Below are 15,280 nucleotides of genomic sequence, written 5' to 3' on the forward strand. Positions count from 1 at the left end.
CCCCGCGCCGGCCGCCACCAACCATCGGCCGCGATCACCGGCGGCGACACCCTGCCTGAGAAGGCGGGCGACAGCCGAGAATGCGGGCGCCCGAGAAGGCGATCGCGTCGCGTCGTCGTCCGCGCGCGTGCCGATGCATGCCGATGCGTGACGTTCGCGGGGCGCGGTTGGTGGCGGCCGGCGCCGGGATGTGTCGTAGGCTGGGTGACGGCGGCGGGCAGGTTAACCACACCGTACCCCACGGGGGGAAATTGATCTCCGGCGTCGTCGCCCTCCGTAGTCTACGTGCCGGGAATTCGGCATCGCAACTTCGTGATTGGTGATCACCGTCGGCCGGGCAAGGCCTGCCGCGGGCGGCTAGTAGACGGCCGCGGTGGGGTGGGCGGCGGCCCAGGCGGCGCCGATCAGCGCGGCGTGCTCCGTGTCCGAGACCGGCCGGGCCGGCAGCGTCAGCGCCAGGGCCGGCTCGATCAGGTCCCAGGCGCCGGTCATCGAGCCGCCGAAGACGACCACGTCGGCGTCGAAGCGGGTGAGCCAGTCGGTCAGCAGCACGCCCAGCGCGCCGAACGCGGTGTCGATGACCGTCTGCGCGGCGGCGTCGAGCTCGCGGGCGCGGGTGGCGAGGCCGCGCATGCCGTCGACCTCGATGCCGGTCAGCGAGCGGTACGCCCGGATCAGCGCGCGGTCCGAGACGACGTCTTCGAGCTCGACGCCGTCGATGGTGCAGAAGTGCAGCTCGCCGTCCGGGGGTACGTCGGGGCCGGTGGTGACCACGCTGCCGTCGGCGAGCCAGCCGGAGCCGATGCCGGTGCCGAGGGTGATGGCGACGCAGCGGGCCGCGCCCTTGGCGGCGCCGTCGACCCATTCGCCGAGGATGAACGCGTCGGCGTCGTTGACGAACGTGAACGCCGAAGGGTCGGCCGGGATTGCGCGGGCGAGGGCGGCGCGCAGGTCGACGCCGCGGAGGCTGTCGAACTTGCCGACGCCGGCGTGCAGGGAGACCCCGGCGCGGTAGTCGAACGGGCCCGGCATCGCGAACGCCCAGCGGTCCCCGGGGTGCGGGTCGAGCAGTTTCGCGGCGCCGGCGAGGGCGTCCACGATGGCGTCGGCGGACAGGGCGGGGTCGAGGGGGTGGCGTTGCCGCTGGATCACCTGACGGTCGTCCAGCAGCACGCCGGCGGCCGTGACGTGGCTACCCCCGATCTCGAGGACCCACACCGGCCGGGAGTCTGCTTCGGGCGCGTGCACGGCGTAACGTTATCGCACACATGATCGTCGGATCATGAGCGACCACCGCGGGACAAGTCAGTGGAGGTTACGACGTGCACGATCCGAACCGGTTGCTGGGCCCCGACGGTGGTCTGCCCGAGGCTGTCCCGCCGTGGCCGGCCCGCGACGCGTTGAGGATCACCGCGGTCCGTCCGATCGTGACCGCGCCCGAGGGCCTGCCGCTCGTGGTGGTCAAGGTCGAGACGTCGGAGCCGGGGCTGTACGGGCTGGGCTGCGCGACCTTCACCCAGCGTTACGCGGCGGTCGCTGCGGCGGTGGCGGAGCACGTGGGGCCCCTGGCCGTCGGGCGGCACCCGGCCGACATCGAGGACATCACCCGCACCGTGCACTTCTCGTCCTACTGGCGCAACGGGCCGGTCCTCAACAATGCCCTGTCGGGGCTGGATCAGGCGTTGTGGGACATCGCCGGGAAGCGGGCCGGGCTGCCGGTGCACGAGCTGCTCGGCGGGCGGGTCCGCGGCGGCGTCGAGGTGTACACGCACGCGTCCGGCGCGGACACCGGGGAGGTGCTCGACGAGGCGGAGCGGCTCATCGCGCAGGGGTACCGCTGCATCCGCCTGCAACGGGCGGAGCCGGGGCTCGGCAGCTACGGCGCGGCCGGGACCGGCGGGCACTACCCGGACTCGCCGAACCCTGACGGCTGGGATCCGGAGCGCTACCTGCGCGGCACGCCGTCGCTGTTCGCGGCGGCCCGGGAGCGGCTCGGGGCGGGCGTCAACCTCATGCACGACGTGCACAGCCGGCTCACCCCGAAGCAGGCGGTCGTCCTGGCACGGGCCCTGGAGCCGTTCGGGCTGTCGTTCCTGGAGGACCCGATCCCGTCGGAGCTGTATGACCGGCTGCCGGAGATCAGGGCCGCCTCGCCGGTGCCGCTCGCCGTCGGCGAGCAGGTGAGCTCGGTCGCGGACGCGGCGCGGCTCATCCGCGACGGTGGAGTCGACCTGATCCGGTTGCACACGTCGGCGGTCGGCGGGCTCACCCCGACGCGGAAGCTGGCGGCGCTCGCCGAGCTGTGCGGGGTCCGCACGGCGTTCCACTCCCCGGCGGACGTGTCGCCGGTCGGCGTGGCGGCCAACCTCGCCGTCGACATCTCCAGCCACGCGTTCGGGTTCCAGGAGTCGCACGAGTACAACGAGGCGACCCACGACGTGTTCCCCGGCTGCCCCGACGTGGTCAAGGGCTACATGTACCCGTCGGACCGGCCCGGGTGGGGCGTCGACGTGGACGAGGCGGAAGCGGCGAAGTATCCGCCGACGAAGTTCCTGTTCGACCGCTGGGCCGCCGTCGTCCGCCGCCCGGACGGGTCCCTGGAGGCGCCGTGAGGGTCGTCGTCACCGGCGCCGGCGGCAACATCGGCCGGGCCGTCGTCACCCGCCTGCACCGGGCTGGGTCGGCGGTGGTCGCCCTGACCCTCGAGCCGGCCACGTTCCCCGGGACCGGGGCACGGGTCGTGGTCGGTTCGGCCGGCGACCCGGACGTCGTGGCCGAGGCGTTCGAGGGGCCCGTCGACGCCGTCATCCACCTCGCCGCGATCCCCGCGCCGACGCTCGGCACCGCGCTGGACGTGTTCAGCGGCAACACCCGCGCCACGTTCGTCGTCCTCGACGAGGCCGCCCGCCGGGGCGTGCCGAGGGCCGTGCTCGCCAGCAGCTACGCCCTGCTCGGCATGCCGTTCTCACCGCACGACCTGCACCCGCCGCATTACCCCCTCGACGAGCAGACACCGCCGCAGGTGGAGGATCCGTATGCGCTGTCGAAGCTCGTCGACGAGCTGACCGGCGAGATGATCCACCGCCGGCACGGCATGGACGTGGTCGCGTTGCGGTTTCCGTTCACCGGTGACACGCCGCGGCTGGAGAAGGCGGCCGCGGAGATGCGGGCCGACCCGGCGGCGGGTGCGCGCAACTCGTGGGCGTATCTGCACGTCGACGATGCCGCCGAGGCCGCCTGGCTGGCCGCGTCGCGGCCCCTCAAGGGCTTCCACCGGCTCTTCCTCGCCGCGCCGGAGACGCTGTCACCGCAGCCGACCGAGGAGCTGATCGCCGCGCACCATCCAGGTGTCCCGGTCCGCACGCCGATCGAGGGTCGCCGGGTGCCGATCGACACCGGTGCCGCCGAGCGGCTGCTGGGGTTCCGCGCCGCCTACACCTTGCCGCTGTAGGCGGGGTACGGCGTCGTCTTCGCACCGGTGACGAGGGCGTCGAAGAACGTGTTCGTGACGAGTGCCCGCGACGCATACCGGCGCAGCAACGACAGCGCCGCGGGTGGGCCGAGGAACGGCGCCTCGCCCCGCAGCACCGCGGCGCGTTCCGAGCCGCCCCGGAACTCCTCGGCGAGCCAGGTCGCCAGGTGCCCGGTGGTGTACCGCAGGTCGTAGTCGGCGTGCCGGTGCAGCCAGTCCCGCTCGTCCGCGCTCAGCTCGAAGCTGGAGTGCAGGGCGAGGCCGAAGTCGGCGAAATACACCTGGCGGCCGTCGGTGAGGATGTTGTTGAAGTGCCCGTCGAAGTGCCACAGCCCCTCGCCGTTCATGAACGCGATCGCGTCCAGCAGCTGCGCGTCGACGAGCTCGGCGGCGGACGCGTCGGCGCGTAGCAGGTCGTGCACGGTCTGCGGGACGTGTTCGAGGAACAGCACGAGCCGCGCCGGCGCGTCCCGCAGCTGGGTCAGCCGGTGGCGCACGGCCGGCGCGCCGCCCCAGTACGCAACCCGTTCCTCGATGTCGACGCGCTCCCACGCGAAACCGGCGGGCAGGACCCGCCAGTGGTGCAGCAGCGGGAACGCGGCGTGCCGCCCCGACAGCACCCAGCCGGTCGTGAGCCGGTGCGCGGCGAGCTCCCGCCACGCGCCGAAGCCGGTCGAGCCGACCCCGTACTGGCAGTACATCGGCAGCCCGAACAGGTTCGCGGTCGAGTGCGGGTGCGCCAGCTCCAGTGCGGTGACCGGGACCTGCTTGACGAACACCTGCGCACCGGCCGCGGCGAGGGTGGCGGTGTGCCCGCCGATGCCGACCGCGTCCGGCCGGGCGTGCTCGTCGATGAGCGCGGCAAGGGCCGCGTCGCTGAGCGGCGTCAGCGCCGCGGACACCCGCTCATGGCGCGGCAGCCGCGTCACGGTTGCCGCGCGTACCAGATGAGGAACACGACCAGGGCGAGCAGCAGGACGCCGCCCGTGACCGCCGCGGCGATCTTCGCCGCGCTGTAGGGGCGTTCCCCGGCGACCTCGCCGGTGCGGCCGTTGACCTGGATGTTGTAGGTCTTGCCGGCATACACGTAGCAGGCGAGCCACACCGGCAGCAGCATCAGCTTGAACGTCAGGTCGTGGTAGGCGGTGTCGACGTGCTCGACGCGCTGCTCGTCGCCGCCGATGTCGGCGCGGCAGTCCTGCTCGATGAGCGGCGCCATGCGGGCCTTCGCGGTGTCGAGGGCCTGCTCCGGTTCGACGTCGTAGCGCAGCGTCTCGTGCCCGGCGAGATACTCCGGGCGGAACGGCGCCGCGTCGGTGAGCGGCCACGGCTCGAGGGCGTCCAGGTGGTCCTTGGTGACCTTGGTCGTGCCGGTGACGAGGACGTCGTCGAAGTTCCGGGCGACGGTGCCGGACGCGCCGCTCCACCGGGTCCGGCGGACCTGCCGGGTGCGGGTCTCACCGTTGGACGTGTAGGTTTCGGTGACGTAGTAGTGGTCGCCGCGGTGCCCTTGGTACTGCGACTCGGTCCGGCTGTCGTAGGTCCAGTGCGGCAGGTAGGTGCTCTTCGCCGACTCGGCCTCGCCGACCTTCTTCAGCCCGGACGGCGCGAACCAGCGGGACGCGGCCCAGGCGCGCAGCGCGGCCCGCAGCGCCCGCTGGTCGACGGTGAACGGCAGCACCGCCTCCGGCACCACCTGGTCGGCCGGGTCGACCTGGGCGACGACGGCGGCGCCGCAGAACCGGCACCGGTCGGAGACGGTGTCGCTCTCCGTCTGCGCACCGCAGCCGCCGCACACGTAGACGTTGGCGGCGAGCAACGCGATCGGTTTGCGGGGCAGGCCCGCGAACTGCGCCCAGTCGTGCTCGCGCACCATCTGCTCCGGCGGCTGCTCGATGAGCGTGGTGTGGCCACAGTAGGGGCAGCGCAACGCGTTCGTGCCGGGGGCGAACTCGACGTTGGCGCCGCAGCCGGCGCACGGGAACTGCCGCATCGGCGGCTACGCCTGCGGGGGCAGCGGCGGAGGGACGGCGGCGAACAGGGCGCCGAGCTCCGGCACCTGACCGGCCGGGGTCCACTGCGCCATGCCGTTGTGCCAGACCAGGGTCTCGCGGGTGACGGTGCCGCCGCGGATCTGCGCGCCGAGCCCGGCGACGTCGAACGGGCCCTGCTGGGCGCCGCCGATCCCGGCGAACCACTGGTCCTGCTGTGGCAGCGGCGGAGGCCCGGCGGGTGGTGCGCCACCGGCGGCGGCGTTGGCCATCCGCTGCCCGGCGGCCATGCCGATGCCGAACCCGAAGCCCTCCCCGGCGCCGCCGGTGTTGTTGGCGGCGTCCTCGATCGCGTTCGCGGTCTGGAACCTCGTATACGCGTCGAGGTTGCCGACGACCCCCATCGAGGTGCGCTTGTCGATGGCCTCCTCGACCTCCGGCGGCAGCGAGATGTTCTCGATGACGAACTTGGGGATCTCGATGCCATAGCCGGCGAGCTCGGCGGTGAGGACCGGGGCGAGCCGCTGGCCGATCTCCAGCTGCCGCGCGGCGAGGTCCAGGACCGGCACCTGCGCGGTCGCCAGGGCGCTGCCGAGGTGCCCGACGATGAGCTGCCGGATGAACTCCGACACCTCCTCGGTGCGGAACTGCGGGTCGGTGCCGACCAGCTCGCGCAGCAGCTGCTGCGGGTCGGCCACCCGCAACGTGTACGCGCCGAACGCCCGCAGCCGCACCATGCCGAACTCGGCGTCGCGCAGCAGGACGGGATTCTGCGTGCCCCACTTCAGGTCCGTGAACTGGCGGGTGTTGACGAAATACACCTCCGCCTTCCACGGCGACTCGAACCCGTACTTCCAGCCCTTCAACGTCGACAGGATCGGCAGGTTCTGCGTCGTCAGGGTGTGGGTGCCGGGGGTGAAGACGTCGGCGACCTGCCCCTCGTTGACGAACACGGCGGTCTGCGACTCGCGCACGACGAGCTGCGCGCCCATCTTGATCTCGTTCTGAAAACGGGGGAACCGCCAGACGATCGTGTCCCGGCTGTCATCGAGCCACTCGATGATGTCGATGAACTCGCCCTGGATTCTGTCCCACAGTCCCACGCCGCGCCCCCTTGCCGATCTTCAGGCGTCCCGTCGGGACGCCGGTCCCCAGTCTGCACCGGCGCCGCCAGTGGTGTCCCGGCCAGGCCTGGAAAGTAGCCGGGTGGCATCACGCAGCCACCGTGCGTCAATTTCCGCGCAGGCGGTTGACACGTGCACAGATTGGGCGAAGTTGTGCACGTGCCCCGCCGCGGCCCGGTGGACGACCGGCACGCCCGACGCGGCCAGCCGCTGCGCGTACAGGCTGCCGCCGTCGCGGAGCGGGTCGTGCTCCGCCACGGCGACCAGCGCCGGGGGCATGCCGGTGAGGTCCGCGGTCAGCGGGTTCGGCGCCTCGTGCGGCGCCCACCACCCGATCCACTCGCGCAGCTCGGCGACGTCCAGGGTGTACCCGGTGCCCTTCTGCGTGACGCTCGGCTGGGTCGCGGGCAGGGTGACGTCGATGAGGGGGCAGACGAGCAGCTGCGCGTCGACCCGGTCACGCCGGGCGAGGGCCGCCTGGACGGCGAGGAACCCGCCGGCGGAGTCCCCGGCCACCGCCACCCTGGCCGCGGTCTGGCGGTCGAGCACGGCGAGGACGTCGTCGACGGCGGCGGGGAACGGGTGCTCCGGCGCCCGCCGGTAGTCCACGGCGACGACGGTCCGGCCGGTGGCGTGCGCGAGCCGGCGCGCGAACGCGTCATGGGTGTGCAGGTCGCCGAGGACGAACCCGCCGCCGTGAGCGAACACGATGACGTCGGCGCCCTGCAGGTACACCCGGACGTCCACGCCGGCGACGGTGCGGTCCTCGACCGGCATCGCCGGGCCGGGTGGGCGCAGCGCCGCCCGCTCCCGGCCGCCCCGGCGCAGGTCGGCGACGCTCACCGGCGGCCCGGGCACCCGGGACGCCGCCACCATCGCGGCCGTGGCGTCATCGGCGAACACGTCGGGCGTCAATCGCGGCCCTGCCAGGTGGTGATGCAGACCTCGTTGCCCTCGACGTCGGCGAGGATCCAGTACGCGGGTGCCGCCGCCTCCGACACGAGGATGCCGCCGGCGGCGAGGGCGGCGGCGATGCGCTCCTGCGCGGCGTCGTGGGGGACGCTGATGTCCAGATGGATCCGGTTGCGTTCGACCCTCGGGACGTCCATCTGCTGGAACCACACGGCCGGTCCGAGCCGGTGCGGGTCGACGACGGCCGCGCCCGGGTCGTTGTGGGCGCCCTCCTCGTCCTCGTAGCCGAGGACGGCCTTCCAGAACGGGCGGATCCCCGGGATGTCGATGGCGTCGACGGCGATCTCGAGCAGCTGCACGGACCGTCCCGTGGCGGGCACGGTGGCCAGGCCGAGCTCCCGCAGCGACCCGGTGAGGGCCCGGGCGAGCTCGAGGTCGCGGACGGTGACCCTGGCCGCGCCGAGGGTCTGCAGGGTCAGCAGGACGTGGTCGGCGCGCAGGTCGAGCCATATGTGATGGTCCGCGTCGTCGCCGGCCGCGGCGGTGCACCGGGCGGCGACCTCCGCCGCCTGCCCGATGGAGCCGACGGGCACCGTCGTCATGAGGGTGCCCAGGACATACCGCCATCCGACGTCGATGACCGCGTCGCTGATCTCCTGCCGGTTCATCCGACCGAATCTAGCGCCTACAGGTACACGTCGACGCCCTTGCCGTCGGAGACGTTGTTGGCGACGGCGGTGTTGTGCCTGGTGCCCATGAGGGCGCTGAGCGTGTCGGCCTGGGCGTTGACCTGGGCCTGCGCGGTCGCGGGGTCGACCCCGCGGCCGGCGGACGGGACGCTCCACGTGATGGACGAGGCGATCTGGGCGACGTTCATGCGGTGCTCCTCTGCTCGCCGGTCGGTCGTGTCCACATCGGCGCGCCCGGCGTCGACCTGAAGGGTTATCCGGTGCGGGTCAGCCGCCACTGGCTGAGCAGCCCGGCCGCGGCCGCGGCGAGGATCGCGGTGCCGTAGAGCACGACGGTGGTGAGCAGGCCGAGCGGGGCGACGAGCTGCCCGGCGACGATCGCGGGGATGCCGAAGGACAGGTACGCGACGAGGAACACCGCGGCGAACAGCCCGGCCCGCTGGTGGGTCTCGGCGAGAGGGCCGACGGCGCGTAGCGCCCCGGAGAACGTGGCGCCGAACCCGGCGCCGCCGATGATCCCGCCGGCCCAGACCAGGGGCAGCACGACGGTGCCGATGCCGGTGAGGACGACCGCGGCACCGAGCAGGACGGCGGCGCCGCCGAGCAGGATGGTGCGGCGCGGGTGCAGGCGGCCCAGGACGTATCCGGCGACGGCCGCGGACGCGGGTGGCAGGAACGCGGTCGCGCCGTTGAGCAGCCCGCTGTCCAGGTGGAAGATGTCCCGCACGATCGTCGGGGCGAGACCCATGAACAGTCCGGCGAACATCCAGCTGGCCAGGTGTACGGGGATCGCCGCGCCGAACTCGCGGCGGGCCGCCCGGGGCACCGTGACCCGCGGTTTGAGCGAATCGAGGGCGCCGGCGCGGCGGGTGACGGTCTCGCCGGAGAACGCGGCGGTGAGCGTGCCGAGGACCATGATGACGGCCAGGACGCCGAAGACGATGAGGTTCGCGGAGTCGGTGAACTGCACGGCCGCGCCGGTCAGCAGCGCGCCGAGGCCGAGCCCGCCGGCGGGGGCGGCGCCGGCGACGATCGTGCCGAGGCGTTTGCGGTGCGGCGGGGCCAGCTCGACGAGCGCCGCGGTGAACGCGCTGCTGGCGGCGCCGGTGGCGACGCCCTGCACGACGCGGGCGGCGATGACCCAGCCTATGTTCGGTGCGAACACGAACATGAGCATCGCGGCGACCTCGACGCTGAGCGCGCCGACGAGGACGGGCCGGCGGCCGATGTGGTCGGACAGCGACCCGACGACCAGCAGCGCCGCGAGCAGCCCCAGCGCGTACGCGGCGAACGCGACGGTGAGCACCCACGGCGCGAAGCCCCACTCGCGTTCGAACAGCACGAGCAGCGGTGTCGGCGCACCGGCGGCCAGGTACAGCGAGGCGAACGCGAGACCGGCGCCGGCGAACGCGACCCCGGCGGGCAGTGTGACGGGTCGAACCATTGCGGTCGTCATGCCGTACCCCCTAAAGCAATTTTCGTTGCGTTAGGCTGAAGCTACGCCTTTGCGGGCCGTCTGGACCCGCTTAAAGCAACTATCGTTGCGTTAGGAGCGTCACATGACGGCCGGGAAGCGCACCGGCGGCCGCAGCGCCGTCGTGCTGGCACAGGTCAGGACCGCGGTCGAGGACCTGGTCCGGGAGCGCGGCGCCGAGCGGGTCACCATCCCGCTGATCGCCGAGCGCGCCGGGGTCAACCCGACCTCGATCTACCGGCGCTGGGGCGACCTGCCGACGATGCTCAACGACATCGCCACCTACCGGCTGGACCCGGCCCGGCCGCTGCCCGACACCGGCGAGCTGCGCGCCGACCTCATCGCCTGGGCCACGGAGATCGTCGAGCACTACGCGAAGCCGGTCAACGCCGCCCTGCTGCGCGGCGGCGCCGCCTCCGCCGGCGAGACCGAGTCGGACTGCCTGCGCAACCGGCGGGCCGAGGCGCAGGTCCTGGCGACCCGCTCCACCGCCGCGTTCGCTGCCGACGACCTCATCGACCTGGTCATCTCGCCGATCATCTACCGCGTGATCTTCCTGCCCTGGACGCTCACCCCGGACCTGGCGCAGCGCTGCGTCGACCGGCTGCTGGGCGCCTCCCCGAGCTAGGGTCGGGATTTATGAAGATCCCAGGACTCGACCACCCGATCACCGTCACCCCGACCGGGCGGCGCGTCACGGTCCGCGTCGACGGCGTCACGGTCGCCGACACCACGGACGCGCTGACGCTGCAGGAGTCGACGTATCCACCGGTGTACTACCTGCCCCTGGACGACGTCGACCAGTCGCTGCTGCGCCGCACCGAGCACTCGACGCACTGCCCGTACAAGGGCGACGCCTCCTACTACAGCGTCGTCACCGCCGACCGTGAGCTCACCAACGTGATCTGGACCTACGAGACGCCCTATCCGGCGGTCGAGCCGATCGCCAAGCGGGTCGCCTTCTACACCAACCAGGTCGACCTGACGGTGGAGTGACCCCTCGCCCGTTTTGGGCGCATTCGCCGGCGGGCCCGCACGATGATCGTCATCGCACGCAACCCGAGGGGCTTTGCGAGACGTCTTCGTGTGGGTACCGTTCGCGAACGGGGAGGGGTGCAGACATGCTGAGTCGTCGAACAATGCTGGCCACCGGTGCCGGGGTCGCCGCCGCGGCCGTCCTGGCGGGCTGCTCCGACGGGGGCAAGAAGTCCGGCGCGGCCGCGGGAGCGACCGACGGCGCGGGCGGCGGGGGAGGCGGCGGCGCGCAGCCGGCGAAGCTCACCATCACGCCCGCCGCGGACAGCAAGGACGTCCCACCGGGCAGCCCGGTCACCGTCGCGATCGAGAACGGCACGCTCGACACGGTCACCGTCGCAGCCGGCGGCAAGACCCTGGCCGGCACCCTCGCCGACGACAAGCACGGCTGGCAGTCCACCGGCCCGCTCGCCTACGGGCAGACGTACACCGTGACGGTCACCGGTGTCGACGCGGCCGGCACCCCGGTGAACCAGACGGCGACGTTCACCACACTGAAGCCGGCCAGCACCGCGTCGATCACGTTCCAGGCCAACCCGATGCTCGCGTTGAAGAACGGCAACACCTACGGCGTCGGCCAGCCCGTCATCGTCTTCTTCAACAAGGCCGTCACGAACAAGGACGCCGTCGAACAGGCGATGCAGGTCACCACGTCGCCCTCGGTCGAGGGCAAGTGGCACTGGGTCAGCGGCCAGAGCGCGCACTGGCGCCCCGAGAAGTACTGGGCGCCCGGCACGACGGTCAAGGTCAGCGCCAACCTGCTCGGCGTCGACCTCGGCAACGGCGTCTACGGCGGCGCCAACGCCTCCGCGAACTTCTCCATCGGCAAGTCCCGCATCGCCATCGCCGACTCCAACACCAAGCAGATGGAGTGCTACATCGACGGCCAGATGGTCCGCAAGATCCCGTGCAGCATGGGCAAGGGCGGCAAGGGCACCATCGGCTCCAAGGGCGAGAAGATCGACTACCTGACCGCCAGCGGCGTGCACGTCCTCATGACGAAGGAACCACTCGTCACGATGAGCTCCGCCAGCTACGGCGTGACCGACAAGAGCAACCCGAACTACTACGAGGAGAAGATCCGCCTCGCCTGCCGCATCTCCCTGTCCGGGGAGTACGTGCACCTCGCCGACTGGAACATCCCCAAGCACGGCAAGGAGAACACCTCGCACGGCTGCATCAACATCGCCCCGGACCACGCGAAGTGGTTCTACGACACCTTCGACGTCGGCGACGTCGTCGAGGTCCGCAACACTCCGAAGAACCTGACCCTCACCGACGGCCTGGGCGACTGGAACGTCCCCTACGCCCAGTGGTGAACCTGCTTTCTTCCGACAGCACGGCCGGGCCATCCCGGCGCGCGGTGCCGGCGGGGCGTCGGCGATGCTGTGGGTGTGGAGTACGTGTCCAGGGTGCCGCGACCGCCCCTTGACGGGCTGATCGACGACCTCTACTACCTGGAGGGTGCGGCGCCGTACGCCCGGCTGACGCTGCCGCCGATGCCGGGGGCGTTGCTCATCATCAACCTCGGGGCGCCGTTCCGCATCCGCGCCGGCACCGACATCGAGACGGCCGAGTACGCCGACGGCTGCGTCATCACCACGCCCACCCGCGCGTTTGAGTTCGGCTACCCACTCTGGACCCGGTCCGTCGGCGTGCACGTCAAGGCGTGGGGGCTGGCGCCGTTCCTGCCGATGCCCGCGGCCGAGCTGTGTGACCGGCCGGTGACGGTGGAGCAGGTTTGGGGCCGGCCCGCCGTTGCTGAGCTGCGGGACCGGCTGGCCACGGCGGACGGGCCGCACGAGATGCTGACGCTGCTCGAGGAGGAGCTGATGCGACGGCTGTGCGAGACCGCCGGCCTGGGGCTGGTCCGCCATACGAGCAGCGTCATCGCGGCGACCGGCGGCGCGGTGGCGATCGGCGACCTGAGGGCGGCAGCCGGTGTCAGCAGCACTCATCTTGAACAGCGGTTCAAGGAGCTCATCGGCGTCACGCCGAAGCGGCTGGCCCGCACCCACCGCTTCGCCGCCACCGTGCTCGCGATCGACCCCGCCGGGCCGATCGACTGGAGCGACCTCGCCGGTAGGGCAGGCTACTTCGACCAGGCCCACTTCGGTCACGAGTTCCGGCAGTTCTCCGGGCTCACGCCGACCCGGTACATCGAGGTCCGGCGGCAGTTCCTGCGCGAACATCCCGGCCACGTGCTGGACAGCTGGCCGCTGCCGGCCGATTGATTTCTTACAAGAGTGACAGCTCACGACACGCTAATTTGGGGGCATCCCAACGCAGAGGAGCGCCCCGTGGGCAGAGTGGTCATGTACAGCTCGGTGTCGGTGGACGGCTTCATCGCGGACGAGAACGACCAGCCCGGACCCCTGTTCGACTGGTTGACCAGCGGTGACGTGCCGCTGGACGAGAGCGGCCAGTTGAAGGTGTCGCAGACGTCCTACGACCACACCCGGCCGTACTGGGACCAGATCGGGGTGACCATCGCCGGCCGCCACGTCTTCGACATGACGGACGGCTGGGACGGAAAGCCTCCGGGCGGGATCGACCACGTGGTCGTCGTGACGCACCGGCCGGCGCCCGAGGGCTGGGACCCCGAGGCGCCGTTTCACTTCGTCCACGGCGTCGAGGCAGCCGTGGCCAAGGCGCAGGAGCTTGCCGGTGACCGCTTGGTCGAGGTCGCCGCCGGCGACGTCGGTGGCCAGGTGCTTGCCGCGGGCCTGATCGACGAGGTGCGCATGGACGTCGTCCCCGTGGTGTTCGGGTCCGGCAAGCGCTACTTCGGGTCGGTCGACGCGCAGCACCTGCTGGAGGATCCTGACGCGGTGATTCAGGGCAACCGGGTGCTTCACCTGCGCTATCAGGTGCGCCGTTGACCGATCTGAGCGGGCACGCGAAGCAACAGCCCCAGCCGGCTCAGCGCCCTCCGGCGACGCGGAGCGTCGTCCCGGTTACGTAGGAGGCCGCGCTGCTCAGGAGCCAGGCGATTGCCTCGGCTACCTCGGATGGGTTGCCGGGGCGGCCGAGGGGGGTCGCGGTGCCGATGCGGTCGGCGCGGTCGGGGTCGCCGGAGACGGCGTGGATGTCGGTGCGGATGATGCCTGGGGCGACGCCGTTGACGCGGATGCCGGCGGGGCCGAGCTCCTTCGACAGGCCGATCGTGAGGGTGTCGAGGGCGGCCTTGGTCGCGGCGTAGTGGATGTATTCGCCGGGGCTGCCCAGGGTCGCGGCGCCCGAGGAGACGTTGACGACGGCGCCGCCGCGGGGCAGGACGCGGGCGGCCTCGCGGGCGCACAGGAAGGCGCCGACGATGTTGACGTCGACGACGCGGCGCAGGTCGGCGGCGTCGAGGTCGGCGAACGCGCCGATGCGGGAGGTGGTGCCGGCGTTGTTCACCAGGCCGGTGACCGGGCCGAGGGCGCCGGCGGCGGTGGCGAACAAGCGCACGACGTCGTCCTCGGCCGTCGTGTCGACCTGCACGGCGACGGCGGTGCCGCCGGCCGCCTCGATCGACGTGACGACCGCGGTGGCGGCGTCGGCGTTGTGCTGGTAGCCGACGGCGACGCGGTGGCCGTCGCCGGCGAGGCGCAGGGCGGTGGCGGCGCCGATGCCCCGGCTGCCGCCGGTGACGATGGTGATCTGGTCCATGCCTGGATCCTAGGCGCGGCCGTGGGGGAGGGCCCAGCCGGACAGGTCGGGGCCGAGCGGGACGATGCCCGACGGGTTGATGTCGCGGTGGACCTCGTAGTAGTGGCGTTTGATGTGCTCGAAGTTCACGGTGTCGCCGAAGCCCGGGGTCTGGAACAGGTCGCGGGCGTAGTCCCACAGCACGGGCAGCTCGGTGAGCTTGTTGCGGTTGCACTTGAAGTGGCCGTGGTAGACCGCGTCGAACCTGACGAGCGTGGTGAACAGCCGGATGTCGGCCTCGGTGATCTGGTCGCCGACGAGATACCGCCGCGTGGACAGGCGCTCCGAGAGCCAGTCCAGGCGGGCGAACAGCCGTGCGAAGGCGGCGTCGTAGGCGTCCTGCGAGCCGGCGAACCCGGCGCGGTACACGCCGTTGTTGACGTCGCGGAACACCAGGTCGTTGACCTCGTCGATCTCCTCGCGCAGGTGCAGGGGGTACAGCTGCGGCGCGTCCGGCTTGTGGAACTGTGCCCACTCGGTGGACAGGTCGAGGGTGATCTGGGCGTAGTCGTTGGTGACGACCTGGCCGGTGGTGACGTCGACGACGCACGGCACGGTGATGCCGCGCTCATAGTTGGGGAAGCGGGCGAAGTAGGCGTCCTGGATGCGTTCGATGCCCAGCACCGGGTCGCGGCCGCCGGGGTCGAGGTCGAACGTCCAGCTGCGCTGGTCGTGGGTCGGGCCGCAGACGCCCATCGACAGGACGTCCTGCAGCCCGAGCAGATCCCGCACGATGATGGCGCGGCTGGCCCACGGGCAGGCCCGGCTCACCACCAGTCGGTAGCGGCCGGGCTCGACCGGGTAGCCGTCGCGGCCGTCGGCGGTGATGCGGGTGGTGATGTAGTTCTGGTCCCGCTTGAACTCGCCGGTCGACCGGTAGGCACCCATAC

At 71.9% G+C, this 15,280-nt stretch carries 16 protein-coding genes and 1 pseudogene; 7 read left to right on the forward strand and 10 right to left on the reverse strand.

Annotated features, from left to right (window positions below):
* Positions 1-357 precede the first annotated feature (357 nt).
* On the reverse strand, positions 358-1,248 hold the full coding sequence (locus tag AB0K00_RS16640; RefSeq protein WP_363521436.1) for an ROK family protein: 891 nt from the start codon (positions 1,246-1,248) through the stop codon (positions 358-360).
* 74 nt (positions 1,249-1,322) lie between these two features.
* On the opposite strand from AB0K00_RS16640, the gene AB0K00_RS16645 reads away from it, so the two are divergent.
* Together AB0K00_RS16645 and AB0K00_RS16650 are read left to right on the forward strand one after the other, a co-directional pair.
* The gene (locus AB0K00_RS16645) at positions 1,323-2,612 is read left to right on the forward strand and encodes an enolase C-terminal domain-like protein (RefSeq protein ID WP_363521439.1); all 1,290 of its coding nucleotides are present in this window, start codon (positions 1,323-1,325) and stop codon (positions 2,610-2,612) included.
* The gene (locus AB0K00_RS16650; RefSeq protein WP_363521442.1) at positions 2,609-3,451 is read left to right on the forward strand and encodes an NAD(P)-dependent oxidoreductase; all 843 of its coding nucleotides are present in this window, start codon (positions 2,609-2,611) and stop codon (positions 3,449-3,451) included. Before AB0K00_RS16645 ends, AB0K00_RS16650 begins: the two co-directional genes overlap by 4 nt.
* On the opposite strand, the gene AB0K00_RS16655 is transcribed toward AB0K00_RS16650, so the two are convergent.
* From AB0K00_RS16655 to AB0K00_RS16685, 7 genes are all read right to left on the reverse strand, one after another.
* Entirely contained in the window at positions 3,433-4,401 is a 969-nt protein-coding gene (locus AB0K00_RS16655; protein WP_363521444.1) for a hypothetical protein, read from the reverse strand. The genes AB0K00_RS16650 and AB0K00_RS16655 overlap by 19 nt on opposite strands.
* Complete coding sequence (locus AB0K00_RS16660) at positions 4,398-5,465, reverse strand: hypothetical protein (protein ID WP_363521447.1); 1,068 nt, start codon at positions 5,463-5,465, stop codon at positions 4,398-4,400. Before AB0K00_RS16660 ends, AB0K00_RS16655 begins: the two co-directional genes overlap by 4 nt.
* Positions 5,466-5,471: 6 nt before the next feature.
* On the reverse strand, positions 5,472-6,566 hold the full coding sequence (locus AB0K00_RS16665; RefSeq protein WP_363521449.1) for an SPFH domain-containing protein: 1,095 nt from the start codon (positions 6,564-6,566) through the stop codon (positions 5,472-5,474).
* Positions 6,567-6,587: 21 nt separating this feature from the next.
* Positions 6,588-7,490, reverse strand: coding sequence for an alpha/beta hydrolase (locus AB0K00_RS16670; RefSeq protein WP_363521452.1), 903 nt, complete (start codon positions 7,488-7,490; stop codon positions 6,588-6,590).
* An 8-nt stretch (positions 7,491-7,498) separates the two neighbouring features.
* Entirely contained in the window at positions 7,499-8,167 is a 669-nt protein-coding gene (locus AB0K00_RS16675; protein ID WP_363521455.1) for a VOC family protein, read from the reverse strand.
* 17 nt (positions 8,168-8,184) lie between these two features.
* The gene (locus AB0K00_RS16680) at positions 8,185-8,376 is read right to left on the reverse strand and encodes a hypothetical protein (RefSeq protein ID WP_327010241.1); all 192 of its coding nucleotides are present in this window, start codon (positions 8,374-8,376) and stop codon (positions 8,185-8,187) included.
* 65 nt (positions 8,377-8,441) lie between these two features.
* Positions 8,442-9,644, reverse strand: a complete 1,203-nt coding sequence (locus tag AB0K00_RS16685; protein WP_363521458.1) for an MFS transporter — start codon at positions 9,642-9,644, stop codon at positions 8,442-8,444.
* A gap of 103 nt (positions 9,645-9,747) precedes the next feature.
* Here AB0K00_RS16685 and AB0K00_RS16690 point away from each other — a divergent pair, with 103 nt between their 5' ends.
* The 5 genes from AB0K00_RS16690 (at position 9,748) to AB0K00_RS16710 (ending at position 13,579) form a co-directional block, all read left to right on the forward strand.
* Positions 9,748-10,290 (forward strand): TetR/AcrR family transcriptional regulator, encoded by a 543-nt coding sequence (locus AB0K00_RS16690; RefSeq protein ID WP_363521461.1) that lies wholly within the window; start codon positions 9,748-9,750, stop codon positions 10,288-10,290.
* 11 nt (positions 10,291-10,301) lie between these two features.
* Positions 10,302-10,658 carry a DUF427 domain-containing protein gene (locus AB0K00_RS16695; protein WP_363521464.1) on the forward strand — a complete coding sequence of 119 codons (357 nt, stop codon included), beginning with the start codon at positions 10,302-10,304 and terminating at the stop codon, positions 10,656-10,658.
* 125 nt (positions 10,659-10,783) lie between these two features.
* Complete coding sequence (locus AB0K00_RS16700) at positions 10,784-12,016, forward strand: Ig-like domain-containing protein (protein ID WP_363521467.1); 1,233 nt, start codon at positions 10,784-10,786, stop codon at positions 12,014-12,016.
* A 75-nt stretch (positions 12,017-12,091) separates the two neighbouring features.
* Positions 12,092-12,931, forward strand: coding sequence for a helix-turn-helix domain-containing protein (locus AB0K00_RS16705; protein ID WP_363521470.1), 840 nt, complete (start codon positions 12,092-12,094; stop codon positions 12,929-12,931).
* A gap of 66 nt (positions 12,932-12,997) precedes the next feature.
* Positions 12,998-13,579, forward strand: a complete 582-nt coding sequence (locus AB0K00_RS16710; protein ID WP_363521472.1) for a dihydrofolate reductase family protein — start codon at positions 12,998-13,000, stop codon at positions 13,577-13,579.
* Between the two features lie 40 nt (positions 13,580-13,619).
* Here the strand turns inward: AB0K00_RS16710 and AB0K00_RS16715 are convergent, their stop codons facing one another.
* Both AB0K00_RS16715 and AB0K00_RS16720 read right to left on the reverse strand, forming a co-directional pair.
* Positions 13,620-14,351 carry an SDR family oxidoreductase gene (locus AB0K00_RS16715; RefSeq protein ID WP_363521474.1) on the reverse strand — a complete coding sequence of 244 codons (732 nt, stop codon included), beginning with the start codon at positions 14,349-14,351 and terminating at the stop codon, positions 13,620-13,622.
* A 15-nt stretch (positions 14,352-14,366) separates the two neighbouring features.
* Positions 14,367-15,278: pseudogene (locus tag AB0K00_RS16720) on the reverse strand (glutathione S-transferase C-terminal domain-containing protein); the annotation flags it as partial.
* Positions 15,279-15,280 lie beyond the last annotated feature (2 nt).

Origin of the sequence: Dactylosporangium sp. NPDC049525, assembly GCF_040676755.1 — a bacterium.
In the GTDB taxonomy this organism is placed as follows: Bacteria; Actinomycetota; Actinomycetes; order Mycobacteriales; family Micromonosporaceae; genus Dactylosporangium.